Below are 25,668 nucleotides of genomic sequence, written 5' to 3' on the forward strand. Positions count from 1 at the left end.
ATGCTAGAGTCAGAAAAACTTATCCAGATAGTACAAGCTTGGCTAGGCTACATCAGGTTAGAAGAACTGACTCAAGCCGAGGTCGAGCGTTCTTCAGATATTTATTCAAAAGTAGTAGATAAGGGAGTGCAGCTTGTTGGTAACAAGTTACTGTTAGATAGCGAAGTATTTATGCAATTCCAGCAACAGCAGCAAGCAGCCAAAAGAGGGAACAAAAATGATGTTCAGATGGCTGTTGCTTTCCCACAAATTTATATAATCAACGGCAAGGGCAAAGACCAAAAGCTGAAATATCTGCCTCTGTTTACAATTGATATTTCACCCATATTCAAAGGTAATTACCGCAAAACTGGCTGGGACTTGACCGAGTACGAGTTTCAGCCAGTGGTTGTTAATTTGATGCGGCTGTACGGGCTAGAGGAGGAGCAAACCGAATCACTGATTGTTGCGTCAGGAATTGGAAAATTTTTAGAAGATACATTTAAAGGAAGATTCCCAACGCTTCGAGACTTTCTTGAACTGGTAGATTTACCCGAAGTCAAGTACAAAACCTCTCGACAACCTTATTTGCTTCGCTGCGACTTTACGCCCTACAATGCCCTTCTGAAACTTGATCTGCAAGAAATATTCAAGGAACTTCAACAACCGGACTCTAAGGCGGAATGGCTAACTGAAACGCACCCAGCAATGCAGTACCTCTGGGGTCAGCCACAATCACCCAGAGATGAGGTGATATTCTGGGGAGCTTTTCCCTCTCATGCACCTGATGAATTTCAAGCGTCTGTCCTGAAACACGCCCAAGAGAACTTACTAACTGCTGTTTGTGGGCCACCCGGTACTGGAAAAACAGAAGTGTTTCTGCACCTCATAGCACAGCAAGTAGTGAATCGGGCGTTACGGCTTGTTTGCGGTGAAGATGATGCAAATAATTTAATATTCTTTGTCGGCGCTAATAACAGCACAGTTAAAAAATTCCAACAACGACTGACTAGAAATTCTCCTGCTCAACAGTTTTATCTTCCAGGCGGCAACCAAACTAATATCCGTAAGGAAACTCTACCCAAACTGCAATCAAACACTGATTGGCTGCGTCAGACTGAATTTAATCATGAGTCTTGGGAGCAAGCTAAACTCGAACTACTGCAAGCAGAAAGTCAAATTCAGCAACTCATAGAGCAAGACCGCTTGAATACTGCTCAAAAAGTCACTGATGCCGAACAGCGATCGCAACTGGATTTAGAAATCCAATTACTCAATAACGAGATTGCTGCTACTGATTCCAAGTTACAAGCCCTAACTGAACAACTATCAAGTTTGGCTCCTTACGAAAATTTTCCCATTGATGCTTACCAGCAGATACAAGAAGCTTTATCCCAGGCAGAACGAGAGCTACCAAAAGAGTCTGACTCCATCACCAAACGCGCCTTGAACTGGCTTAATGCTACTACCGATCAACGAATTTTCCGCCGGTTGGCTTTGCGAATCAACGCTGCTGTGTTAAACACCTTGGCTTCCTCTCATCCTTTTCAGACCCCCCTTGATCACCCTAGTTTAACCGCAGCCCAGGCTTCTGTTACCCAAAAACTAGATTTTTCACAGCAATGGCAGAATATTAACCGGAAAGTAACTTCAGTTCAAACCCAACTAACAGCTTTTAATAATGAACTAGAGCTAAAACTTTTCAGACATCAACAAATTCATAAACAAATCGATAGTTACCCACAAGGGGATTTATACAATCGTTTTTACCGTGACTATCACCAATTACAGGTAGAACTGTTTCAACGTGCCTGGGCTTTTCTGTTGCAAGAAACTCTCCGACGCAAGGAGAGCGTTATGAGGGCATTGTCAACTTATGGCAGCGTCTTGACGGGAGACGGAGAGGCATTGCTCAAACTGGAAAGTGATAGTGATGCTATCTACCGTGACTTGAGCTTGATTTTCCCTGTTATTACCTCCACCCTTCAATCAATGCGTAATATGTTGCCAATTCTTCAGCCCAATATCATCAAGCTGGCACTGGTGGATGAGGCAGGTACAACTCTTATACATCAATTATTTCCCTTGCTGGTGCGATCGCAACAGGCAGTAGTTGCTGGCGACCCCCAACAAATCGAGCCAATCGTAAACCTTTGCGACGATACTATCAAACAATATCTGAAAACTGCTTTTTTGGATATGGGCATGGGGAATGAAGACTACTATCGCTATGCCCCCACTGCCAAATACACAGCTACGGCTTATCATCGTGCTGCTGGTGCTAATGGCACAGAATCCGACTTAGGCAACGGCATTATCCTCTCTAATCATTACCGTTGCACCCCGTCTATTATTCAGTTTTGCAGCCCCAACTATCCCGGTGGTCTACAAATCCTTTCAGGTGGTCAGCAGACTGCAACGGTCAAGCATCTGCTGGCTTACCACGTTGAAGGAAGCCACACCCATAATACCAATCCAGAAGAAATTGATGCTGTAGAAACTATAATTGCGTCCTTGCTAAAACATGGGTATTCTACTAACTCGGATGACAACTCAAAAACAATTGGGGTGATGTCGCCGTTTTCGCAGCAAGCGAACGCGCTCAAGTATCGACTATCTAACCGTTGGCGAAACTTTTCTTGGGATGATATTGGCACAGTTCACACCTTTCAGGGCGGAGAGAAAGCAGCCATCATCTTCTCTGCTTACCAGTGCCACCAAGAGCATAGTTTTTGGTTCCTCAACCGCAAACCTAATTTACTGAATACAGCCGTTAGTAGGGCAAAGGAATTGTTTGTTTTGGTGGGTAATCTCAGAGAACTAGAATTAGCTGGTGGTGAAACTAAGCGGTTAGTTGAACACATTCGGCAACATGGAGAAATTCACACTCTTCGTAAGCCTTGAATGCGGCATGGAGGGTCAGAAGTTGACACTGGCTTTCGTTCCTAGAAGATACGTTGAGGTTTGGTCAACCGACTCGGTTTTAGTTTCCAGTTTACGTGGTGAAGGTGAAAAAAGTTTATTAATAGGATAGAAATTGCAGTAGAGTTTATATAACTTCACTGTGTCACTTAATATTATTGCGGAAGTAGCGAAGCAGAGAAAGCCGTAGAAACAGTAATAAATATTAGTAATAAGTAATGAACAATATGTCAAATCAGGATTACTATTATGACGTTGCACTTTCCTTTGCAGGGGAAGACCGTAAATGCTCTGAAGAATTAGCACAAGTTCTAAAAGCCCGTAGTATTAAAGTCTTTTATGACAAATACGAAGAAGCAACACTTTGGGGCAAGAACCTATATACTCACCTTTCTGATGTGTACCAAAGGAAAGCTCGTTTCTGCGTTATGTTTCTTTCACAACATTATCGTAAAAAGTTGTGGACAAACCATGAACGTGAGGCGGCCCAAGCCCGTGCTTTTGAGGAAAATAAAGAATACATTCTTCCTATACGTCTGGACAATACAGAGATACCTGGAATTCTACCTACTATTGGATACATAGAATGGTCTAATGCTAATTCAATTGCAAACCTCATTGCTGAAAAATTAAAACAAGAAATTTCAAGCCAACGCCAGTTAGATTCTGTCAATTTGGAAGATGTTGCTTCTGAAAAGGGGATAGACTATCCTATAATCACGACCTTCCCAGCGCCAAGTGATGACCTCAGTTATAAAAAAAGTGTGGACTATACTCGACTACGTAAATTGCTTCAAGCAGAACGGTGGGAAGAAGCAGATAAAGAAACTCTTACTGTCATGCTTAAAGCAGCTGGTAGAGAAGACTGGCTAACTTATGAATCTATTACACACTTTCCCTGCACAGACTTACTCACTATTGACCAACTTTGGGTAAAATACAGTAAAAGCCGCTTTGGCTTTAGTGTACAAAAACGTATTTGGGAAAGTGTTGATCGTTACTACGGAGAGTTTGGCAATCGTGTCGGATGGAGGAAGGGATGGTTGAGTAAATATTGGATAGCATACTCAAATGTGACTTTTAATACCTTAGCACCAGAAGGACATCTCCCGGCTATTATCCAGCTAAAAGAATTTGATTATTCGATATTCGCCATTCAGGGTGCTGCTAGCAGTTCAGTTCTAGAATTGACTGGGCTACTCTTCTCTCGTCTTATAACTTGTGAGATGATAGGGTGACAAAAGAACTAGCGGGTCATATCATGTCCGTTGGAACACAAAGGCAAGGACGGTGTGCCAGACGGTATCTTTGTCCTCTCATGACAGCTGTGTTAGCGCTAGGCCATTCTGTAATAAATTTCCAAATAATTGTCTTAATATTCCATTTTAATAACGCATTTGGTTTTTTATTTCGCGTGCAGTATTCTAACGAGAACTTTCAACGTTTCGTCAGTCCTCTATGTTTAATGGTTCTATCTCTTATGAAGGCACTAAAATTTGTTTTGGACAGGAAGGCGTAGATATAGCATAGCTGACATCCGGGGCAAGATAGGCTGAAAGTATCACTACATAAGCTTTTTAACTATTGCTTCTTTAGAAATCATTCAAGCCTTGTTTGCCTCTCATTAGACGAAGCTGGCACAAGGTTTTTACGAAATAATCAGGGATTGAGTCATGTTACTGTCATACTACGCAATCCCATTTTAGGCGAATTTGTACTATCTTGCCCCTGGTGTCAGCGACGCTATATCTAGCCCTATCTTCCTGCTTTCTTAGCAGCTTCCTCTATCCATAAGCCAATATTTTTATAACCCTCATTTAAAACCCAGTCGTAAGTTGGGTATAACTCAGAAAAATAAGTTTTTTGATTATTAGTTTCAACATAGATGGTATTGAAAGGGTTTTCACCTCTGATGTCAGTTTGACCTAACACATTTTTCAATCCATGAATGTATATGCCAAGAAGCCCCTTTTGACGAACAAAGCTCTGTTCAATTTCATAGTTAACCCATCTTCTCTTAGATGTCTCTGCTCCTATTAATACGACAGTAACAGAAGTATTTGTCAGTCCATCATTAATTAAATTTTTAAGGGCAGTCTCACCTTTGGTTTTTGCTTCTTCCCATAGTGAGGCATCGTACCACACTGCTTGTTGTTTTCCAGGTTGAACAACCCAACTATTACGGACTTGATTAACACGCCAAATATCTCTTTGGTAATGAAAGCTGAAGAATGCACGACGTGCCATAAATTGTTCTTGCCTAAGAAACTAAATAAAGTTTAATACACTTTATCCTCAAACTTTATAGTATTAGCACATATAAAGAATCAATGTCAGTAGACCGAAAATTTTTGCAATATTCGTTATGATTGTGAATGCGTAAACAGTTGCAGTTACAATAAATTTAGCCAAGAACATATAGCAGTAGTTGAAAAAGTCAGTGAGTAACTCTAGTCCACAGTCACAACCAACTAAAGTAACGTTTGAGTCCGATGCTGTGCAAAGTTATCTGAATATTTTGCAGGGGGTTATTGCGCGGATGGCATCTAATAGTGCTAACTGCAAAACTTGGTGTATTTCCTTGGTGTCAGCAATTCTCGTGGTGATTGCAGATAAAAATAAACCTAATTACGCTTGGATATCGTTGATACCAATAGTACTTTTCTTTCTACTAGATTCTTACTATCTGGGTCAAGAACGGAGTTTTCGTCAAATTTATAATGATTTTGTAAAAGAGATGCATTCTTTTGGTGAAATTACAATTGATAAGCTCTTTGCTTTAAAGCCGCCTAAAGGTATGAATGTTGTCAATTTATTGTTTACGTCTAGTTTATCTTTTTCTATTTATCCGTTTTATCTAACATTGATATTCACTGTAATCATTGCAAGATACCTAATTCTCTAGGAAAAGTTAATTTTTATCTTGCAGTAAAAAGTTAGGTTTTGTGATTTTACCCATTCCATGACAAAATTGTGAACCATAGTCATAGTCTGACCAAAAGTTAACGTCATTGCAGGGTACCTCTTGTAGGAGCTACATATAAGCTTGGCCGGTTCGGTCTGCGATCAAGAACTTCCAGAGCAGATAGAGTTTCTCTCAAATTTAAAGCAAGTAGTTGTTCAAAAAGTTTTAGACCAATTTCACGGTAATTATCTTGACGATGTAACTTAATAACAATTGTCGTGAGAATTTCAGCTACCAAAGCTAATGCTATTGCTGGATTTCTGATTTCTGTTCCCACCTTGCTCAGTATACTCTGGCAAATTTCTGATACTACTTGAGGTTCTGTATCAACTAAATTTCTATCTTCAATGATTTCAATGATATCTGAAGCCGCTTTTAAAAGTACTGGCTTATTATTACACACTGCTTGAATTAGTTGCCGCATTCCAGAATCTAACTCAAAATGCTCTTGACTACGACTAAAAACATTAGCCACAGCACTTTGAATAACTTCTATTGTAGAGTGGGCAAGGCAGTAGAGAATTTCTGCGGCAATCACCCTACATCTATTTTGACCCCACAAATAGCTTGCTGCATGAGCTAAACCACAAAGAATAGCTTCATTATCCTGACTTGTAAGATGATGGTGAATTCTTGCCACTGACCATTCATCCTGATATTGGAAATAGTGAATTAGCAATAATTCTCCATAAACTTGATGACAAAAGCTTGAGTCCTCTGCTAAAAGCATTTCTAGCCAACCTTGAACTATTTCTTGTGGTTCAAACCATCCAACATTGCGTGAAATACAGAAAAGCGTAAATCGGTAGTAGAATATCTGAGGACAATTGCGAATCACTTTATCAAACAGTTCAGTTGCTTGAGTACGATCGCCATTTAATAAAGCGGGCATAGCGGTTAAAATATCTACCCAAACTGCTGGATGTTGTTCTACTTCTAGCTGAGACTTAATAAACTTTGCCCAGTTTTCTAAATCTGGGGGATTTTGCTTTAAATAACCATCAGTGAGCGCTCTTACAATTGCACCTCTACCATCAGGTAGAAAATGTGAGCCACCTAAGCCAAAAAGAACTGGTGTTTTTAGATCGTGTGAACCTTTTTTTTCTTCGTCACGATATTGGGATAAATCTGGCTTTGTATGTGTTGATAACCAATTCTCTAGCAAAGAGAGAATTGATTGTGGAAGCCCTAGATTACGCTCTGCAATTTTTTCTAAAGCAGATGCTGCATCTGATCGATATTCTTCAGAAACAAATCCACGTTGTTCAAGGCTTTCTACAAGCTGAATCAAATTAGTTACTGGAAAATCAGTTTCTGCTATTTCTCTCAACGCATAACCAGCATACATTTCATGACGCTGTGGCTCAAGTTGTGGAAGAATACGAATAAAACGATCTGGATCATCTTTAACTAGTTTACTAAAATCATAAGCCTGTGATGATGCACCCCCAGCACGAGACAAATTCCGTTGACGCATCATATAATCTGTATCTGTTATGTCTGCTAGTTCATTAAATAAGTTCAGCAAATTTTTGTCAGATGCACGTTTCATTTCCTCTACTGTCATCGGTGAACCTACAATGTGTGCAATTGTAGGATAACTCTCTTCTTTTCCATTAACAATCCAGGGGAAAGCACGTATTAATTCGTTGCGCCATCGCGTTGCATCTGAACTTAGATATTGTTCAGGTATAGTGAATAAAAGCCTAAGTTGATGTTGACGGTTATACTGCAAGAAATTTAACTTTATTTCAGGCGAAAGTTCCCTGTCTACAGAGTAGTAGATAAATTTACGAATTGCTTGTTCTATACCCCCTATATCTTGAGGTTGGAGATAGGGACAAACTGATTCTATGAGTAACTTTGTTTCCTTATAGACATTGTTAGAATCTCCTAAAGTAAAACGTCTAGCATCTCCAAGTAAGTAATTCAATACTACCTGCGGTTCCTCAGATGCTATCTCTACTAATCCGTGAGCAATTAAGCGGTGAATCAGCAGGAAATCCGAGCTAATATTTTTACCAAAAAAATCTATAAAACTCTGTTTATCTTGTTTAGCTATTTGGACAATAGCCAATAAAAATACTTGTATAATTTCCCCTCTATCAAAATCTAAACTAATTAGGTTGTCTTCATAGTATCTATTTTTTTGATAATTTTCTTGATCTACAATCCGGCTTAATATATCAGTAAACCAAGACCAAACATATATTAAAAAAGCTTTTGGATTTCTTATAGCAAAAATTTCTAGTTTATAAAAATTACTTCTATTTTCAAGTAAATTTCTGAAGAAAGTTTTGGTATTATGTCTATAGGCATGAACATATCTTTCTGCCTCATCTGCATCAGGTGGTAATTCGGGAATTGGTTTATTACTTTCAGCAATAGCTTGTTCTAATTTATAATCCAAATGAGCGCGTATAATTCTTGATGCAAGGTCTGGTAAGTTTTCTAAAACTCTTTCTGCAATTACAGAAACACTATACCAATCTATATTGGAACGCCGAATTATTTGTTCAGCGTGCCAGACTTTCTCAGAATTCCACTGCTGAATGTTCAGCATAATCCTGATACTCAGAACATCATATCTTGCCTCATTCAGCCAGTACCTTTCCAGGAGATTCCAGACATCATCTACTGCAAACTGAGTCGCTGTGAATAAGATAGAAAAACAATAAGCAGCTTCATTAGGCTGCTTTTCTAACCACTGCCAAAACTCAGGACTATGGCAGAGACGAGTGAACCAACCAGGGCTACCAATCATCGCATCTAAAACTTTTGGTCCTTCTGTCTTTGAATTGAGAAGGGGGATGAGAAGTTCAGCCTCGATAAGTTCAGGTTTATTTTGTGACCCTACAAATTCAATCAGTAGCGTATAAATATGGGTTCGCACATAAATAAGTTGCAGCAATTGCCAAAAATTCAACACCCGAAGTCGAATTTTGCCAGACAAATGACTTAAGCTTTTGAGAGCTAACTTGGCAACTTGATTTTTTAAGAAGTGATTATTCACATCAGCATTCTTCAACAGTATTCGCAGTTGCTGTTGATATTGTTGGGGAGATGTTCCGCGTACATAATTGAGACTTCTTAAGAGAATAGGTCTAACAAACAAACCATCCTGACGTTCCAGCACTAAATCGACCAAAGATGCAGAAGAACCACGGGCAAAAGTACGAGCCAATGTGTAGTCGTAGTAAGTTTGATGGCAAAAACCAAGAGTTGAATTATCTCGATTAAGCATCAAAATACCTGCTTGCTCAAGATATCGACTGACTTCTACGGAGTGATCGGCTACCGAAGTAGGCAACCACAATACCTCCTCATCCTTCATACGTTGTGCCAATCGTTCTAAAAAGTCAATGTATTTTTCTGGTTTTGGTTGATTGAGAATTCGATTTTCCCACAACTTATCTAGCAACTTCTGGGAGGAATCAAAAACTTCTCCAGGTTTAGCAACTTCAAAAAATAGCTTCAAATGTAAAGGGTTTTGCAATAACTCTTGTAACGGTTCCCCCATACTATTGGGTATATGCCCCTCTTTTTCTAATAAAGGAGAAACTTGCCCCCATGTTGGCAAGCTAAGAAATAAAGGTTCAAAACCTTTAAGCCGAGCAAATTGGCTACCGTGATGGAATTCAAATTCACGGCAAGTAGCAATAATATGGATTCCCTTTGTTCCAGCAATGGATTGAATCAGGTTGAGTAAAACATTTAATCTTCCCGGTAGTTTATCTAGCAATTCCGCAACTGCATCGAGTTGGTCTATCAGCAGTACAATTCGTTCTTTATTGGCAACAGCTTTGATTGCATCTCGTGGATTCATGCTCAAATGAACCTGGTCATCATTTTGCAAATCTTCAAGGTTATTAATTGTATTGCTCAGATAATCAGCTTTGATTGCCAGTAGCACGTAACCTTTATCAACTACACGATGTCCTAGCGTTGCTAACAATGCAGATTTTCCAGAACCAGGAATACCAAGAACAATTGTTGTGGAAGATTCTTCTGATTCTATGCGATTTAGAAGCTGGTCTAACTCAAGACGATCAATATGTTGGTCATTACCTAGTGTTCTCTGCCAATTTAGCAATCCTTTAGAAGCATCAAGAAATTCTGCGCGTAAATTTGTGTAGTGGGTTTCGTCTAGAAAATATTGCTGGCGATCGCGGCGTGGTAATGGTGGTAACGGAATGATGTGACCCAGTGCAGGTTTAGTATTTTGTGGTTGATTTGTGATGTAGCGGTATAATAAAAAATACTCTTGTTCTAGAAGATATGAGGTATAACCACGAATCACAATTGGGATATGCTCTCTATCTTGAGCGCAAAAAACAATCGGAATAAATTTATTAGACTTGCTGTGGGTATCATAGAGTTCTTGACTAATAATTCCTCCTTCCCAAGTCACTCCTCGACCTTTCCCCGCTTCTTCGTGACCTCGAAAGCGACGATTATACACCTCAGTACAGATGACAAGGACAAATTCAGCCCAATCGAGTTGATTCATCATCCACCGAGGCCAACCCTCAGATGGAGAAACTTCGTATTGGTCAATATTGCAATCAACTCCCCCCTTTATCAGATGGTCAGCAAGTTCTAGCACACGCTTTTTATGTTCTTCTGAATCATGACTATAGCTAATAAAGACTTTTGGAGGAGCAGAACCAGAATTCATTATCTTATTTAATAGAAATGGGAATGATTAGCACTTTTATCCATGATAATCGGTTGCCACTCTAGCTAATAGCTTGTACCACTTTTTGGAGAGTTTCCTGATCTACAATCCAGAAATCGCGATAGTGGCCAGTAAGTGTCAACCTCTTTTTTTCATCTGCCACCACGTAGCTTTTTGTGGTTGGGATAACTGTCACTCCCATGCGCTCAAAATCATAATATTTACAATACTTCTTGCTATCGGGAAATATCAGGACTACTCCGTAAAGTGGGTGTTCTCCGTTTTGGGAACGGTTCTGGTTTTCCTCAAAGAAGTGATCCTCCAGTTCGCGTCTACAGTAGGATGAGCTATACCAGGCAGCTGTTGCCACAAATATCATAGTGTGTGCTGTTGATACTGCGTATCTGTAGTATTCGTCCCAGGCTTCGTTGAGAGAAGCAAGACCTCCAGCTGTAGGACGTATTAGCTTCATTTCATGCCTAGTTCCCGGAACATTATCTAGCCCAAAAGTATCCAGGTAGACATTGTTAGGCTGCGTATAGCCTTTTTGCTTCATAATTTCCTCTCGCAACCACTGCCCAAACATCGCACCCCCATCAGCTGACCCAAAGCTTAATACCACGTATGTTTTACCATACTTACTCACAATCTGTTGGATTTTTTCTGCTTGGTTCATACTGTTGCAAATGGTACAGATAAAAATACAGTATCTGGTCTGCCAACCCGTCATTTCTAGGCTAAAGACCATCGTTAGTTTTTTCTACACAACCAATTGATCTATACTTTAGTTGCCTAATTGGGGTTCTAGTTTTAGTGATATTACTCACTTTTACACCTTCGCTAATTCCTCCCATATAGAATTTGGTATAGAAATATTCAAAAGTCCAAGGCAGAGATCGCGTTCTGCTTCTGCTTCTCAGTTACCCCTAGATAACGCTCCAAAGCTGCCAAAGTCCGATGCCCCGATATCTCCTGAATGTGGCGCAACGGTATTCCAGCATCGCTCATCCGGGTTAACGCCGTCCTCCTGAAGCTGTGGGTACTAACACCCTCAATCCCCAGCCGCACACAGGTATCTCTAAGGATTTTATCAGCACTTACCTTATGGATATGTAAGAGTCCATGCCGACCAGGGAACAAGAACTCTTTGCGGCGGTTAGGGTTGTACTCTTCTAAATACTGCCTGAGCTTGGGATGCACTTGAATTTCCCTGGTGTCCCGCTTGCCTTTGGTGTTGACACTCCGTAGCACCAACACCCCTCTGACACCGTTGCTGCCAAACACATCTTTCACGGCTAAAGTGCAAGCTTCATTGATCCGGCAGGCAGCATAAAGACACACGCCAAATAGAGCGCGATCGCGTGGGTTGACAAAGCCCTCAGTAAATAGGACATTGATTTGGTCGGGTGTAAGGATTTCTGCCCTGCCGAACCGGTTGATTTTCATTTCATTGAAGATTGCAGATTGCAGATTTTAGATTGTTTTTGGAGATTGTAGAAGGAAGATTGAAGCAAGAGATTGATTAATTGGGGTTATAAATTCGAGAATCTTTGGGTTTTGACCGCAAGGTTTTGAGAGAGGACACCAGCATTGATACAATTTCGTTAGCTTCCTGCATCAAGCTCTGAAGTTTGTTAGAGTCCACTAATTTCGCTTTGACAATCAGTTCCATCCAGTAAAGTGATTCATCAGCTTCCTCTAATGTAATATTGAGCTTGGTGATCAGTTCAGCCGTTGATTTGGCACGACAAGCTGCCCGATAATTGGCTCCTACTGACGTTCCTGAGCGGAGTAATTGTTTGCCTATGACTTGTGAGGTTGTTTGGTCTTTTGGTAAGGCTTCAACTAAATTAATCACCCGTAAAGCACTCGTATTGGGTTCTCTCCTTAAACTGCTCCTTGTCCATTTCTCCCCCAATCTGCAATCGGCAATCTCCCCTCGACAATCCTACATGGTCTTTGTGTAATAACACAATGTAACTGACCGAAAAGCCTAATCTTTCGTTCACCAATTCAGGCGATTAACCCAGACTTATCAATCAGCCCTCAAGCACGACCGCTACAACCCGCATTCTCACGTTGGCTGATTAAACTTGCTTATGCTTATAACGCGATGACCACTTGCAGGTATGATCTGCACCAATAGTATTCGTTCATGTTGGGGCTGTCTCAACTGTCTATACTCCTTCTATACCCCTGGTTGATCAATCGTTGCTATCAATGTGTGATATCAACTGTAGCGACAGTTCTGGTTGACAATATTTCCCGATCTTCCGCTTTCCCCACCGAACTGGGAGCCGCTTCGCTTAGAGCAGGTGGTATCGGGGACGGGTATAAATCCGCTTGTGGAGTGGCCAAGACTTGCACCCCCGCCCCCGACACTCCGCTTGCGCCACCTGCTCTACTCCCAGTTCTTGATTTTGGTCTAATTTAGTTTTCAAATTTTTCAGTGATAACAACCCAATAAATATCTACTCTTTGGTAATTTGGCAGCGAGTCAAAAGGACTTCAGATGGATACCTAAGCCACTCGCCTGTAACGCGCCAACTACACGACGCTTGAAGCTAGGAGTAGTTTCATCATTGATGAAATCAATTTGATCAGCCTCAGTTGTCACCGAATTCGTTACCTCAAGTTGTTTTAGAAGGCGTTGAATTTCAATAGCAGATCAATGCCTACTCAAATCAAAAGTAATAGTCAAAATCTCTTACATTATTTTTGTGTATTTAATATGCTTGCACTTGAAGCATATTAAATTACCGAAAACGAAGGTTATAAAAATTGATACCGAATGTGGTAGGAGTATTTAATGAGACTAAAGCTATTGATAGGAATTGCTGCTGTCTTGGCTTTTATGTTTGGAATTATTTCAACACTGTATTATTCTAACAGCATTGGGGAGTGGACTGGTATTGGAAAAGATTCAAATAAATCAGTAACCACAGAACAAGAAATTAATCCTAAAACTCAAGAAGTTCTTAAGATAACCAAAAAGGAAACTGAAAACTTCCAATCGGCTAAGACATTGTGGGATTGGTTGGGACTTTCGGGGACAATTGCCATTCCGTTTGCACTATTTTATTTTGAGCGAACGGAACAAAGGCGTTCTGATAAACGCGCTCAAGAGGAGAAAGAGCAAGCTGAAAAACAAGCTCAGAGTGAAAAAGAAATAGCAGACAGAAATTTACGTGAGCAAGCCCTAGAAGCTTATATAGATCGAATGTCAGAATTGCTGATTGATAAAGAACTAAAAATATTAATTAATGAAAAAACAGATTCGAGACAACAGAAGCTAGATACAAAGCTAGATACGATGCTTGACATAGCACGTTTTAAAACATTGTCAGTGCTACGAAGATTGGATAATGATGCACAACGAAAGGGAAGTCTTATTCGATTTTTATTTGACGCAGAACTTATAAGACATCTGGATTTAAGTAATGCCGACCTGAGTAATGCCGACCTGAATAATACCGACCTGAGTAATGCCAAGCTCAATAGTGCCAACCTCAGTAGTGCCAGCCTAGAAGGTGCCAACCTCAGTAGTGCCAGCCTAGAAGGTGCCGACCTCAATACTGCCAACTTCACCCGTGCCAACCTAGAAGGTGCCGACCTACAAGGTGCCAACTTCACCCGTGCCAACCTAGAAGGTGCCGACCTACAAGGTGCCAACCTAGAAGGTGCCTCCCTCAATACTGCCAACCTCGTAATTGCTAACCTGAGTAATGCCAACCTAGAACGTGCCTCCCTCAATACTGCCGACCTCAGTAGTGCCAACCTGAGTAATGCCAACCTGAGTAATGCCAACCTAGAAGGTGCCAACCTGAGTAATGCCAACCTAGAAGGTGCCAACCTAGAAGGTGCCAAGCTCAGTAGTGCCAAGCTCAGTAGTGCCGACCTACAAGGTGCCAACCTAGAAGATGCCAATCTCAATAGTGCTAACCTAGAAGATGCCAAAAACCTAACTTCAGAGCAAGTTAAGAAAGCCAAAAATTGGGATAAAGGAAATTATAATAAAGATTTTCGCGTCTTGCTTGGTTTCCCGTCAGAGAACGCTGCCGCCACCCGCTCTAGCCCAGTTATTAACAGCTAAGTCCATGATTCTCTAGCAATTAATCATCAAAATCAATTGGCTGGCCGTTGAAATGCTTGTGAATGCTTTCGGGAGTCAACCAAGCTGGAATTGTCACCTTTTTATCTACTTCTGCATCACCAAGAGAATTATTTAAACCGTTGATTGTTGCAACTTGAAGAGGTGTCTTACCATCGGCGGTTTTGCGGTCAATTTGAATAGTGCCTCTGCTTCTACCTTTAGCAGTTCCATCACTTCCACCAACAGCAGTATTAGTGAAGAAATGGGCGATACAGACTAATCTTTCTTCAGCTTTTCTAGGGTCGCTAAGAGATGCTTTAACAAACTTTTTGGCAGGCTCCTTGGTGATGTCTGACTCAGAATAGTTAGTGAATTCATCAACTAGTAACTGTTGCGGTTGCTTATCAGGTTGATTGTTAATTCTGTCTAGCCAACGTGAACGGGCATCATCAAAAGCTTGTCCTATCTCTGATTCTGTTTGCGCTATCAACTGAGGGCTTAAGTATCTCCATGCATTTCTGAGATTCTCCCCGGCGTGAGCGTCTATAAGCTGATACAAGGGCATATCAAAAAAATATTCTCTAAGCATGATAATTGACGCTGCTAGAGTTGATTTACCGCTTCCCGCTTCTCCTAGCACCCAAACGGGTTTTTGATTGTCGATAATCTTCCACAACCAGCCATCCTCATGAGCTTTGAGCGCTTCTATCAGTTGGTTTGCTCGTTGCTGATCAACAGATTGCTGATTGTCACTGTCTGCGATCGCTCCCTTGGTTTTACCCTCAATCTTGCCGCGTTCTTGCTCCGCTTTCGCCCTGTCTCGAAGGTTCTCAGCAATGGTTTTATCCATCACAGAATGATTAACAGCACGGGCTTTCATAAAGTCCTCTAGCTGAATTCGAGCCTTAGCGCGTTCATTTTCCTCATCGGTTAGCCCCAATTCTTTACGAGAATGAACGTCTAGGTCAGTTAATCCATCTTTTAAGCGTTCAGTATAAAGCTGGGTCGAATGTTGCTTAACTTCACGTTTGTGCAAATTGTGCTGCCAAGTTGCATAGTCGCTAGTCTTTTCGAGTTCGCCCAATTCGTAATCTGTGCGCTTGAGGCGTTGCGAACGCACGAGCAAACAACCTACGACACCCCATAGCCCAATAACTGCAATCCCATATCCTTGCAACTGATTAGGGTTGTCTGTGGGCAAATCACGCACCCATTGAATAGCATCACCCTTGTAGGGAATGATGCTGCCATACAATCCGTAGCGTTGCCATTCTTCAGTCAGGACAAAACGCGGCTGGTTGCAAAAACGCTTATCCAAAGCTATTTGGCTGTGTACGCCGTTTGCTGACCTTGGGCAGAACTGAATCTGTGTTAAATCGTAGGGCTGGCGTGTTTGCGATGTTGCCAGCCCGATGATTGCGGCTACACCACACACACCAGCCAGCGCTAACTCGAAAACACCTTGTTTCATTCCCGCCCCTTAAAAATAATTGCAATAGAGCCAATGAATAAAGCCAACGCGACTGCAATACTTACCCAAGGGTCTGATTGCGGGTTCTGTTTTTCAATGGTTTGGATATCTTGGCTAATCTGCGTGACTGTTTCTTTAGTCAAATTCTCAAAATATTGATGGTCTTTGACTGCTAACCAAGTTGTGATACCTGCAAATACCAAGCCCCCAGCAGTTTTTAAAAGATTTTGCATATTATCTACCTCTAATCCATCACTGTTGTAATTAACTCTCAAGCCCGTTAGCCCAGCCAGAGAGCCAACGCTGCATATAGAAAACGAGAGTGAAATTGCCAACCACAAGTTAACGCTACCGCCAGTTATTAAGAGATATTTAGCTATAAAGAATCCCGTAGAATTTAGCGACCAGCCGACAAAGAATCTCGTCAATTTTTCAGTTGTATTGATAACATCTTTACGGTGCTGCTTGCGCGACTCCAAATGTTCTATCAAGTCTTTTGGTAACGGCGTATCTGGGGCGATTTCGCTTACTACTTCGTCTTGTGACTCTTCAATGTCGTATGTCATATAACTGTCAGGATATTTACTTGCCCGACAGTCACTTTCATCTGTGGCTGTCGGGCTTAAACTATCAGAAACCTAGCAGAGCATCCTTGATTTTTTGTACAATTGAGCGCTCTGCATATTGCTTTTTAGGTTTAAAGTCATCACGAGCGTTATCACCCATTTCTAAGTAATACTTGCCCAGTTCTCTATCATGTTGCAGGTCAATTGTTTGTTGTCTAATATCTGTCTGCAATTCCGCCTGTAACATCTTATATTCACCATCAACTTGCATCATGTGTTTGTCCACCCATGCCTTGAGCAATAGATGGTCTGTTGCTTGTTGATGGCGTAGCGCTTCTTTCTCCTTGGATGAAGCGAAATCAAGCTTCATCTCTTCTAGGATGTTAGCTAGATGAGTATCAGCTAAAATTGCTGACTGTACTGCTCTTTCAATCTTCTCGCCGCTAACACCTGCTTGTTTGTAGATGTCGCTCAGGACTATATTTAAGTCCTCAGTCCCCTTGATAGCAGCTAACATCTGCTCTCTAACTTGTGGGGCGAATTCACTAATCTTCGCCCCGTCATTACCCATTTGCCCTATCAGCTTCAGGGCTGATTTATCGCCTGTTAGCGCTCTGACTACTAAGTTGGTAGAGGCATTGAATTTAGTTTTTAATTGGCGTTCTAGGTGGCGTGATTTGGAAGTTACCAGATTTTTTAGCTTCATTGAACTTTTCACAGCGATACTCCTTTGATGGGGTAAATGTTTTGTTGCAGTGATACTCCATTCGCCTTACATATTGCTCAATATTTGACTTTCGTTTGAGATATTGCTGATAGCTTGATTGCTCTAGCATTGGCAGATATACCCAGCTATACAAGGGTAAAATCACAGCACCGAGCGCACATAAACTAACAGCAATCCTTGAGAAGTAGCTCATTCTCACCCACCGAATACCCAAGCACTCAAGCAGCGTCAAGTCATTGCTATTGAGCCGCTTTGAGCCTTGCAAGGATTGAGAATTGGGTGCTTTTAATGTTTTGGCGGATGACTCCCATATCCGCTTTGATGTCTCCTGAGAAGTTGTTAACTTTTTGGTTCAATCTAGAAGCTCTGTTGCTTACGTGTTCTCGCAAGTCTTGGGCGTTAGTCTCAAATGATTGCTCAATGACATCAAATTTCTGATCAACGTAGTTCTTGATTGCAGCCGTTACAGTACTGATGAATTGGCTGTAGTCGGTAAAGGTGTCGTCAACCTCGGAAGCGATACTTAATGTTTCTTGTTCGGTTAATTCAAACCCCAGTGCCGATGATTGGGCTGTTACAATTTGACGCTTATCTGAGCTTGTTACAGTGATGCTGTTAATCTCTGGTGAGGCGATTGTAAGCTGACTGTTATCAAGTTCTGGGTCAGCTTGTGCATCTTCTGACCCTACTAAAAACGTTTCTTCAACGAGTTCATCAACTACAGATAATTGGCTTGTCGATTTGACTTTGAGATAATCAACGGCTTGGCTCAATTGCTCTTTGGTGGGATTGTCAAGGTCATCGCACTCGACAGCGATCGCTGCTGAGGTGTAATCGTCCTTAGTGAATCCTTGATAACCCTGTTTGTACAAACGAGCGCGGACATTGTTAGTAAACTTGTCAGACATGATGATTGCTCCTTATAGGGCTAGTGTTAAAACTGAGATGGTTGCGGATTTCATCGGTTGTGAACGCTTGTTAATTGCCCATTTAGCAGCAATAAACGCAACAAGGGCTAAATCCTTGCAGTGGTAAATATTTTCAGCGCTGAAAGATAGTCCGGCTTTCTCAAACCAGTAGTAACGAGTGCTGCGTGGTACATCGTCAAGATTGATTTTTAGATAGTCTGCAAGAAGCTTTAAGAACTCTCCCCCCTGATATTGAGCGTCTATTTCATAGAAATGTCTAAATGCCTGCCAGCGTTCCGTAAACCCCTCACCACGACCCGTAAAACTGCCGTAGCGCCGTTTTAGTCCAGCGAAACCTTCAACTATCTTTTGAGCATCAACTGCCTGTACTTCAAAACTGAAGTGTTGCTTTAAGGTTGCTACCACTCGATACCAAGTAATATCAGCAATCTGTTTGTTTAACTCACGCTCGTAAATCTGTTTCAACTGGCGATACTTAGCTATATACTCTTTCGTCGCCACATTTTCTCCTGGTTAATGCTTAAGTGTGTATAAAATTAACTGCCATTCCAGATAAGTCCAAGGTATTTGATGTATGTAATTAGCTGAATCCAGTTATTTGATATCAGCAGTTAGCTGACGACTATCAATAACCTTGGAAAATAAATCTGACAAATCATGAAGAACTTACTTTTGGGAGGCTATAACCACGTAATAACAAGCTTTGTCAGTTTTCAAGACATACTGACACTTTCTCGTTTACCCCCGCGAATACGCCCCTTTTGGACTAGTTGACGCGCTTGTACCAAAGCCTTTGTCCGCGACGCGCGGTAATAGATGTTACCAATGGTTAGAACAAACTCAACTGTATTGAGTTGTGATTTATCTCTGCTGTGTGCTGTTTATATAAGCTCGGCACTTCGTAGCAGCGCCTTAGCACCTTGTCACGATTGAGCTTTAAGTCAGCACTCTTAGACTGACGCGGTAAAGGACGGAAATAATATTGTGTGTGGTTGATACTGTCACTGCTTGTTAAATATCTGTACAGCGTTCCATTAATCCAGTAAGTTTTGCTCTGGCTCAATAGCGTGACGCATCCTACAAGCTCTTTATCAATCATCATTCTTGTCTCCCGCGACACACGCGCCCGTCAAGCTTGCACCCAGGAAGACGGCGATAGATGCGATCGCGCTTCCTTCAAAAATTTTGGCGTTGTAAATCCATGTGGGTTGATATTCCTCACCTCTGCCTTCTTCAATCCGGTCAAAGCCGTGACAAAAGATAGAACCAACTACCATAAAACTAGTAGTTACCAAGCTCACAATTGCTACTGATGACGCTCCATTAAGTATGAATGAGTTAATCTTTTCACGCCAAGTTTTCACGCGGCGAATGTGCATTACTGGCTTTTGTTCTAGATATGAATGCCACTCAGAATCAGTAAAATTCAAGGGCTTGTAATCATAGGGTTCGTGTTCGTCCAATAGTTCGCCTACTGCTTGGATTGCGTCGCCTAGCATCACGTCTGGGGAATATTCCAGTTGCCTGAATTCCTCCGAATCTCGAATTTCTCTGAGCCAGCGATCTATTGCTTCTAACCTTCGTAATTGATTTTGATTAAGCATTACTCTCTCAAAAGGTAGTTCGTTGATTGCTTCTAAGTTGCGTAAATTGATATGCATGAATCCTCTCTCGTGATGCAGACACGCACAATTACCGCGACCGTTGAAAATGAACGGACGCAATGCAGATATTGCTGTGAATAGTTGAATGCTCTCAAAACAGTGCTTGCAACCCTTGCAACCCTCGAAAGGAAATCGCCTTAGCGTTTTGCGCTTGGGTATTACTTGCGTCTGCCTTAAGTTATTGACGCATCGATAACCTTGACACTAATATATTAGCAGCAGGTACTAACAAGTGCAACTCCCTTCCCAAATTTTCTTATTAAGGTGACAATTGCTGACAAGCGATAGTACTTATATGTACCTGTAAAGATGCCTAGTAAAAAGCCGCGAGTCATGGTTTACCTTGACCCAGATAAGCACGAGTTTCTTAAGGAATGGGCTGAGGATGAGCATCGAACCGTTAACAACCTCATAACAATGCTGCTTGAGCAAGCAATAGATAAGAAAAAGGAGGAAAAGGACAAATAACTAACGCGATCGCGCAGAACAAAATCAGGAGGTAATTTGACCGAAGAAAATCAGCCAAACGACGGTATAGAGCGTGTTGAGGGAAAATTTGACCCACTAGCTGAGACTAGATATTGGCTGCCTGCTGCTTCAGAGCAACACTGCAAACGGATAAGCAGAAAAAGGGGAATACGATTAGTTAAAGTTGTTGATACCAAGATAGAACCTTTACCAATAATTTGTATTTTTGAGGGATACCCAGATGAGTGAAACAACTACTCAGATACCAGTAAGCGAATTAATCCCAATGCTGACCGCGATCGCGGATCGTAACTGGGAACGTTTTAAAGAAGTTGAAAAACAATTCGTTACACAACACGGGGTAGAGGCTTGGGAAGATTTTTTTGCTTTCCGCCTTAAGCCAGCTTTAGATAAAGAATCTGATAGATGGCTGCTAGTTCAGTGGTGTAGCAAAGGTTTTACAGTGAAAGATGTAGCGTGAACTACTCTTGCGTAAACTCATAGGCACGTTAGCCCCGTAAGGCAAAATCGAGCAGCTAGTACTATTTCACATCATTATTTTTTGATGTCGCAAATGTTAACAGTGAAAGACCTACCAAGCGATTTGCAACTCCCACTGCACAACCAAGCAGCGTTTGAAAAAATTAGGGAGGCGATAGACTATCAATCCACCGTTGCTCTAGCGGCTGGTGGTCTTGCGCTGGGTACGGGTGGTGTCGTGCATCCGTTAGGTTGGTTAATTTTTGGATTGGCTTACAAGCCATTGGTAGTAACTCAAAAACTGGCACGATTAGAAAAATTAGGAACCTCAATTTTCCATGAGTTTGAAAACGAAGGAGTGCAAGTTTTCCCAACACTTCCGGTAGAAAACAACAACCCTATCGACTTGTTTGTGAGATTTCCGCGAATAACTCACCTGTTTATCTCCATCCGTTCAAAAGGAGATAGAGAAATTGTCTACAACGAAGCTAGAGAGGTTTTACAGGTTAAACGCAAAGACAAGAATGGACTAAAACTGTGGCAACCCTGCCCACTTGTGGAGTTGGCAGATTACGAGAAGTGGCTCAACAAGAACAGAGATAAGTTTTTGATGTCTTCCCGTGAAGCTCAAAAGACTCCCACAGCAAAAGTTTTAGTCTTATGGCCTCCTACCAAGGCGGCTAATACTCACAATGAACATCTTTATTCAGAGGTGGGAAGTATGAAAATTCTGGCTTTCAGGAGAAAAGGGACTGCGTTTGTTATTCAAGAGGAGGAAGTAACTGAGTTTGTCAAAGCTTGGTTAGCCAAGTACAAATAGGCTAAAAGGTGAAAACCCCGTGTCCCGTTGGGATACCGAGGTTTTCTGATTTTTATTCACGTGGAATTGGGGTTATCGGGTGTGACAGCCTAATTAATATCCCTAATAGTAATCTTATCAAACCTTTCAAGGTGTTAAGCCATTGTAACACCAGCAATCTAGACAGAAAGAGCAGTTTAGGATTTTTCTGTTTTTACATTTTTGAACGTTTGTACTAAAAGATTACTTTCGGGATAGCTCCAATTCCTCCAACACACTTCAGGAGGAATAGCTCTCATGTCACCATTACAACAATCTCATAACTCAGTATCGCCGCAATCAGCAGATGCTCAAGGGGCAAATTCTTCTGTAAAGACAAAACTTGAGTTGATTGAGATCAAGTTTGCGTTTAACGCCACTGGTACAAACAAAGACTGGGATTTTAAGAAGCTGGCCGGTAACTTCATTGATGTAGAAGGCACTCTAGAAGATGTGCAGCAACACATTAAAGCAGGTCACGCTATCTGTGCTGGGTTATTGGGTGGTAAATGGCGCAGTAAGGCTAATGTCATAGGTTCTCAATGGTTGCTCCTCGACATTGATAATTCCGATGTCGCCCGTGATGAGGACGGCAAACCAATCAAGGACGCTAACGGCAATTCTATCAAAGTTTACGATCACCAATTAACCATAGAAGAAGCCCTAGCCCATCCCTTCATTAAAAAACACTGTGCTTTAATTTACACCACTGCCAGTCATAAACCAGAATGGCATAAATTTCGTTTGGTTTTTCTTCTCCCCGAATATGTTCAGGGTGCTGATACTGTAGAAGCTTGTACACGCTTTCTCATGCAGCAGTTACCGCATGATCCAGCTTGTAAAGACGCTTCCCGTGTTTTCTACGGCAGCACAGAGGCAGAATTCCCGCTAGTCAACCCTGAAGCCACTTTACCAGCAGAATGGATTCAGGAAGCGATCGCGATCGCGCAACAGGAACGTATTGAGTATCAGCTAAGAATTCAAGAAATTGAGTCACGGCGTAAAGAGTGGCGTGAGATTTCCTTCACTGAAGGCTGGGACATTGACCAGCTAATCCAAAACGCTCTTTCATTCATCCCACCACGTACCCCAGGAAGCGGTAACTATGACGAATGCCGTCAGGTGTTGATGGCTTTGGTCAATCACTACGGGCCAACGGATGCGGAAATCATCGCTGAGAAGTGGTCGCCCAGCATCAAGGGTTCAACTTGGAACATCCACGCTAAGATTCGCAGTTTTAGACGTGGGGGAATCTCAATCGGAACACTGTTTCACATTGCCAAACAGTATGGCTTTCGGTTTCCTAAACGGCAGTATGAATATAACGAACGCAACCAAGGAGTAATTAACCGTGAACAGTGGGAGCTTGGGCGAGTTAGAGAGGACTTAAGCAGCTTCCAAAATTTATTAAGGCAAGCGATCGCTCCATTTAGTTCGATATTTAAAGGATTTAAAGCGCCACCAACACCCAAGCCCTTACCCGAAATTGACACGCCTTCGCCCAATGTAATTATTTACAAGCCCGGCAATATCCCGTACATAACTGAAGTTACAGGCAATATCTCTATCTCCTGCCAACCGGAGGAACATATCACCGCTTGGGTAGAGGCCGTATCCAAGGGCTGGACGCAAATTTTAGATAATTCCCATCCCGGACTGGGCAAGTCTTACAACGCTGGTCAACTGACAGCAAATTTATTTGGCGTTGATAAATTGATTTACCAGGATGCCAACCACAGAAACCCATCTACACTGCCCATTGAGACGAATTTTGTTGACCTGCCAGTGCGGCACAACGGCTTTAAACTAGATCCCACCCGCAAAACTCCTCTAGGTGAGGATTTTAAACTGTGGACTAAAGCGGGTGAGACTGCCGACACTGACGGCAATTGTCACAGAACTTACTTATTTAACGCCTTCCGCAACAAGAATTTTAGCAGCCTTGATTTTGAAGAGAGCGGCATCAGCCCCATCTGTGGCGGTTGTTCCCTTAAAAATCAGTGCCGTTTTGCCAGTGGTGACGGTTTTGGCTTCCGCTTTCAAAAGCGCAGTGCAATTCAAAATTATTCTGAACTCAGAGCGCACCCAGACTCTACACCAGTCACCTTAACTAATGCTGCTGAACAGACTTTCACTGTTGGGCGGTTATGGGAAGAAGCTGGCACACTCATCAAGCCCGTGCGTTCGGTTGATGTGAACCGAGGCGATTTTGAAACCACTGTGGGCAAGCTGCTACTGTTAGAACCAAATCTTCTATCACAGCTGCAACCTGCACTCTTGGTTTTACACCAACTGTTAACTCAACAACTTAAACCCACTGACCGCTACGGCTTTGATGATGCCAGCATCCGTGCGCTGCTGCCCCCTTTCCCCACTGGCTTAGATATCGAAGCCATTCGGCAAGCCTCAGAACCTGATTTAACTTTCTTAGAGGACTTGGACTCAATTGATATTACCCAAGATAAACAACTCAAAAAAAGCTCTGCCGCTCGTTATGCTGCCAAAAAGGTAGTTAAAGACAGCGCACGAACGGCAGGCAGGGAGTTTCTTGACTTGCCTAATTACTGGTTGCCTGACTTTCTCGAAGCTTGGAAGGGTGATGGTAGTTTCCAATCTCAATGGGGTGTACTCAGCATTTACCGCCGAAACCCCAAGCACACTGAATTGGCTAATTCTGCCCAATTTAATATTTATCTTGATGCCACTTTCAAATCTCACCAGTTGAAATTCAAATTGGGCATCGATGAGCCTGTGTTAGTCATCGAGCAACAACGCCCAGACTACGACAATTTAAAAGTGGTCAACGTCACTGGGCTGGGTAAACTGCCCAAAAATCGCTCTCTTCCACTTAGCGCTCGTGTTAATGCCCTCAAAGAAACCTTGAAAAAACTCTGCCCCAACCTTGGCATTATCGATTGGAAACAGATTGCAACCCAAGCCCTTAGCCGCACAGAATACGGTCACTTTGTCGATGGGCGTGGTGTTAACAGGTTTAGTGAGTGTGATGCGATCGCAAGTTTCGGCATTCCCTACCAAAACATCGGTGTTTTAGCAGCACAATATCAGGTGATGACTGGTGAACCAGTCAACCTGGAAGATAAAAACAGCGCTTTCCAAAAGTATCTCACAGACCTGATCCGTGCAGAAATCATCCAAGAGATTGGGCGATTACGCGCTCATCGTCGCTCCAATGTGGAGCTAACATTCTACTTCTGCGCTGACTATGATTTGGGTTTCCTCGATCGTGAATTGCCAGGAGTAAAATTAGAAAGCGTTGATGCTTTCCAACTCTGTCCCGAAGCGGGTAACGCCAGTGAGCAAACAGGCCACGCTATAGTCAACGCTTTCACCCACCTTTGGCAGTCACACCAGAAAATTGGACAAAAGGCGATCGCCAAAATCATAGACACTACCCAAGGATGGGTGAGCCGATTTACCCAACGCTGGGGGGGCTGGCAGCACTTTAAAAAATTATTACTCCTGCTATTAGATAGTCTTAATAGCGGTAGTAATAAAAATTTGGCTGACTTAGACGACGATGAAAAGTGGTTAGCCCGTACATACTTTCCCCTGTTGATCACTGAATCAGAATCATCACCAGAAGATGCCTTAGAACACGTCGCTGAAGTTGCCACAATCTTTACTAATACTGCACTGCGGCGAGTTTTTAACTTCTGCACGCCGATAGTTTTGGCTGACTTGCTAATGATTATTTTGCGTTGTCTGCCCACTGAAGTTTACTCAGACTTTGCCCCTGTACAAGCCGACTGTAACCTGACACTGATCTGATAAAATTTATCGGTTTTCATTTCTACTGACCTATCAGTAGTAAAAGATGCTCTGCTTCATGATCCTGTACTTAATCATTGAGTGAGCGTCCCGTTCAGC

The 25,668-nt window shown here is 42.1% G+C and carries 19 protein-coding genes; 8 read left to right on the forward strand and 11 right to left on the reverse strand.

What is annotated here, in order from left to right; translation table 11 throughout:
* Both FD724_RS34455 and FD724_RS34460 read left to right on the forward strand, forming a co-directional pair.
* Nucleotides 1–2,883, forward strand: coding sequence for an ATP-binding protein (locus FD724_RS34455; RefSeq protein WP_179076186.1), 2,883 nt, complete (start codon nt 1–3; stop codon nt 2,881–2,883).
* 245 nt (nt 2,884–3,128) lie between these two features.
* Nucleotides 3,129–4,139 (forward strand): GUN4 domain-containing protein, encoded by a 1,011-nt coding sequence (locus FD724_RS34460; protein WP_256874691.1) that lies wholly within the window; start codon nt 3,129–3,131, stop codon nt 4,137–4,139.
* Between the two features lie 517 nt (nt 4,140–4,656).
* Here FD724_RS34460 and FD724_RS34465 read toward each other — a convergent pair.
* Nucleotides 4,657–5,148 (reverse strand): TIR domain-containing protein, encoded by a 492-nt coding sequence (locus tag FD724_RS34465; protein WP_179076187.1) that lies wholly within the window; start codon nt 5,146–5,148, stop codon nt 4,657–4,659.
* Between the two features lie 193 nt (nt 5,149–5,341).
* On the opposite strand from FD724_RS34465, the gene FD724_RS34470 reads away from it, so the two are divergent.
* Complete coding sequence (locus FD724_RS34470; protein ID WP_256874692.1) at nt 5,342–5,806, forward strand: hypothetical protein; 465 nt, start codon at nt 5,342–5,344, stop codon at nt 5,804–5,806.
* Nucleotides 5,807–5,909: 103 nt separating this feature from the next.
* Here FD724_RS34470 and FD724_RS34475 read toward each other — a convergent pair whose 3' ends face one another.
* From FD724_RS34475 to FD724_RS34490, 4 genes are all read right to left on the reverse strand, one after another.
* A complete protein-coding gene (locus tag FD724_RS34475) occupies nt 5,910–10,544 on the reverse strand; it encodes an SEFIR domain-containing protein (RefSeq protein ID WP_179076188.1) in 4,635 nt (1,544 codons plus the stop codon).
* Nucleotides 10,545–10,605: 61 nt separating this feature from the next.
* Complete coding sequence (locus FD724_RS34480; protein ID WP_179076189.1) at nt 10,606–11,220, reverse strand: hypothetical protein; 615 nt, start codon at nt 11,218–11,220, stop codon at nt 10,606–10,608.
* 200 nt (nt 11,221–11,420) lie between these two features.
* The gene (locus FD724_RS34485; RefSeq protein ID WP_179076190.1) at nt 11,421–11,990 is read right to left on the reverse strand and encodes a site-specific integrase; all 570 of its coding nucleotides are present in this window, start codon (nt 11,988–11,990) and stop codon (nt 11,421–11,423) included.
* A gap of 76 nt (nt 11,991–12,066) precedes the next feature.
* A complete protein-coding gene (locus tag FD724_RS34490; protein WP_306297116.1) occupies nt 12,067–12,402 on the reverse strand; it encodes a four helix bundle protein in 336 nt (111 codons plus the stop codon).
* Nucleotides 12,403–13,353: 951 nt separating this feature from the next.
* Between FD724_RS34490 and FD724_RS34495 the strand changes: the two genes are divergently transcribed.
* Entirely contained in the window at nt 13,354–14,637 is a 1,284-nt protein-coding gene (locus FD724_RS34495; RefSeq protein WP_179076191.1) for a pentapeptide repeat-containing protein, read from the forward strand.
* A gap of 19 nt (nt 14,638–14,656) precedes the next feature.
* Here FD724_RS34495 and FD724_RS34500 read toward each other — a convergent pair whose 3' ends face one another.
* The 6 genes from FD724_RS34500 to FD724_RS34525 all read right to left on the reverse strand — a co-directional run bounded on the left by FD724_RS34500 (nt 14,657) and on the right by FD724_RS34525 (nt 19,991).
* The gene (locus tag FD724_RS34500; RefSeq protein ID WP_179076192.1) at nt 14,657–16,108 is read right to left on the reverse strand and encodes an ATP-binding protein; all 1,452 of its coding nucleotides are present in this window, start codon (nt 16,106–16,108) and stop codon (nt 14,657–14,659) included.
* On the reverse strand, nt 16,105–16,674 hold the full coding sequence (locus FD724_RS34505; RefSeq protein WP_179076193.1) for a hypothetical protein: 570 nt from the start codon (nt 16,672–16,674) through the stop codon (nt 16,105–16,107). Before FD724_RS34505 ends, FD724_RS34500 begins: the two co-directional genes overlap by 4 nt.
* A gap of 64 nt (nt 16,675–16,738) precedes the next feature.
* Entirely contained in the window at nt 16,739–17,380 is a 642-nt protein-coding gene (locus FD724_RS34510; protein WP_179076194.1) for a hypothetical protein, read from the reverse strand.
* Between the two features lie 260 nt (nt 17,381–17,640).
* Complete coding sequence (locus FD724_RS34515) at nt 17,641–18,309, reverse strand: hypothetical protein (RefSeq protein ID WP_179076195.1); 669 nt, start codon at nt 18,307–18,309, stop codon at nt 17,641–17,643.
* A gap of 12 nt (nt 18,310–18,321) precedes the next feature.
* Nucleotides 18,322–18,831 (reverse strand): hypothetical protein, encoded by a 510-nt coding sequence (locus tag FD724_RS34520; protein ID WP_179076196.1) that lies wholly within the window; start codon nt 18,829–18,831, stop codon nt 18,322–18,324.
* 590 nt (nt 18,832–19,421) lie between these two features.
* On the reverse strand, nt 19,422–19,991 hold the full coding sequence (locus FD724_RS34525) for a hypothetical protein (protein ID WP_179076197.1): 570 nt from the start codon (nt 19,989–19,991) through the stop codon (nt 19,422–19,424).
* Between the two features lie 312 nt (nt 19,992–20,303).
* Between FD724_RS34525 and FD724_RS34530 the strand changes: the two genes are divergently transcribed.
* From FD724_RS34530 to FD724_RS34545, 4 genes are all read left to right on the forward strand, one after another.
* The gene (locus FD724_RS34530) at nt 20,304–20,462 is read left to right on the forward strand and encodes a hypothetical protein (protein ID WP_073642922.1); all 159 of its coding nucleotides are present in this window, start codon (nt 20,304–20,306) and stop codon (nt 20,460–20,462) included.
* 241 nt (nt 20,463–20,703) lie between these two features.
* Nucleotides 20,704–20,943 carry a hypothetical protein gene (locus FD724_RS34535; RefSeq protein ID WP_094345602.1) on the forward strand — a complete coding sequence of 80 codons (240 nt, stop codon included), beginning with the start codon at nt 20,704–20,706 and terminating at the stop codon, nt 20,941–20,943.
* A gap of 93 nt (nt 20,944–21,036) precedes the next feature.
* The gene (locus FD724_RS34540) at nt 21,037–21,762 is read left to right on the forward strand and encodes a hypothetical protein (protein ID WP_256874689.1); all 726 of its coding nucleotides are present in this window, start codon (nt 21,037–21,039) and stop codon (nt 21,760–21,762) included.
* 276 nt (nt 21,763–22,038) lie between these two features.
* Nucleotides 22,039–25,569: a PriCT-2 domain-containing protein gene (locus FD724_RS34545; protein WP_179076199.1), complete on the forward strand. Its 3,531-nt coding sequence runs from the start codon at nt 22,039–22,041 to the stop codon at nt 25,567–25,569.
* The last annotated feature ends 99 nt before the right edge of the window (nt 25,570–25,668 follow it).

Origin of the sequence: Nostoc sp. C057 (assembly GCF_013393925.1) — a bacterium.
GTDB classification, from domain to species: domain Bacteria; phylum Cyanobacteriota; class Cyanobacteriia; order Cyanobacteriales; family Nostocaceae; genus Nostoc; species Nostoc muscorum_A.

Coding starts and splice junctions, on each gene's coding strand:
- FD724_RS34475 (WP_179076188.1), bottom strand. CDS start 10,544: ATGAATTCTGGTTCTGCTCCTCCAAAAGTCTTTATTAGCTATAGTCAT.
- FD724_RS34485 (WP_179076190.1), bottom strand. CDS start 11,990: ATGAAAATCAACCGGTTCGGCAGGGCAGAAATCCTTACACCCGACCAA.
- FD724_RS34525 (WP_179076197.1), bottom strand. CDS start 19,991: ATGCATATCAATTTACGCAACTTAGAAGCAATCAACGAACTACCTTTT.
- FD724_RS34530 (WP_073642922.1), top strand. CDS start 20,304: ATGCCTAGTAAAAAGCCGCGAGTCATGGTTTACCTTGACCCAGATAAG.
- FD724_RS34505 (WP_179076193.1), bottom strand. CDS start 16,674: ATGACATACGACATTGAAGAGTCACAAGACGAAGTAGTAAGCGAAATC.
- FD724_RS34535 (WP_094345602.1), top strand. CDS start 20,704: ATGAGTGAAACAACTACTCAGATACCAGTAAGCGAATTAATCCCAATG.
- FD724_RS34455 (WP_179076186.1), top strand. CDS start 1: ATGCTAGAGTCAGAAAAACTTATCCAGATAGTACAAGCTTGGCTAGGC.
- FD724_RS34500 (WP_179076192.1), bottom strand. CDS start 16,108: ATGAAACAAGGTGTTTTCGAGTTAGCGCTGGCTGGTGTGTGTGGTGTA.
- FD724_RS34460 (WP_256874691.1), top strand. CDS start 3,129: ATGTCAAATCAGGATTACTATTATGACGTTGCACTTTCCTTTGCAGGG.
- FD724_RS34510 (WP_179076194.1), bottom strand. CDS start 17,380: ATGAAGCTAAAAAATCTGGTAACTTCCAAATCACGCCACCTAGAACGC.
- FD724_RS34465 (WP_179076187.1), bottom strand. CDS start 5,148: ATGGCACGTCGTGCATTCTTCAGCTTTCATTACCAAAGAGATATTTGG.
- FD724_RS34495 (WP_179076191.1), top strand. CDS start 13,354: ATGAGACTAAAGCTATTGATAGGAATTGCTGCTGTCTTGGCTTTTATG.
- FD724_RS34540 (WP_256874689.1), top strand. CDS start 21,037: ATGTTAACAGTGAAAGACCTACCAAGCGATTTGCAACTCCCACTGCAC.
- FD724_RS34480 (WP_179076189.1), bottom strand. CDS start 11,220: ATGAACCAAGCAGAAAAAATCCAACAGATTGTGAGTAAGTATGGTAAA.
- FD724_RS34515 (WP_179076195.1), bottom strand. CDS start 18,309: ATGTCTGACAAGTTTACTAACAATGTCCGCGCTCGTTTGTACAAACAG.
- FD724_RS34545 (WP_179076199.1), top strand. CDS start 22,039: ATGTCACCATTACAACAATCTCATAACTCAGTATCGCCGCAATCAGCA.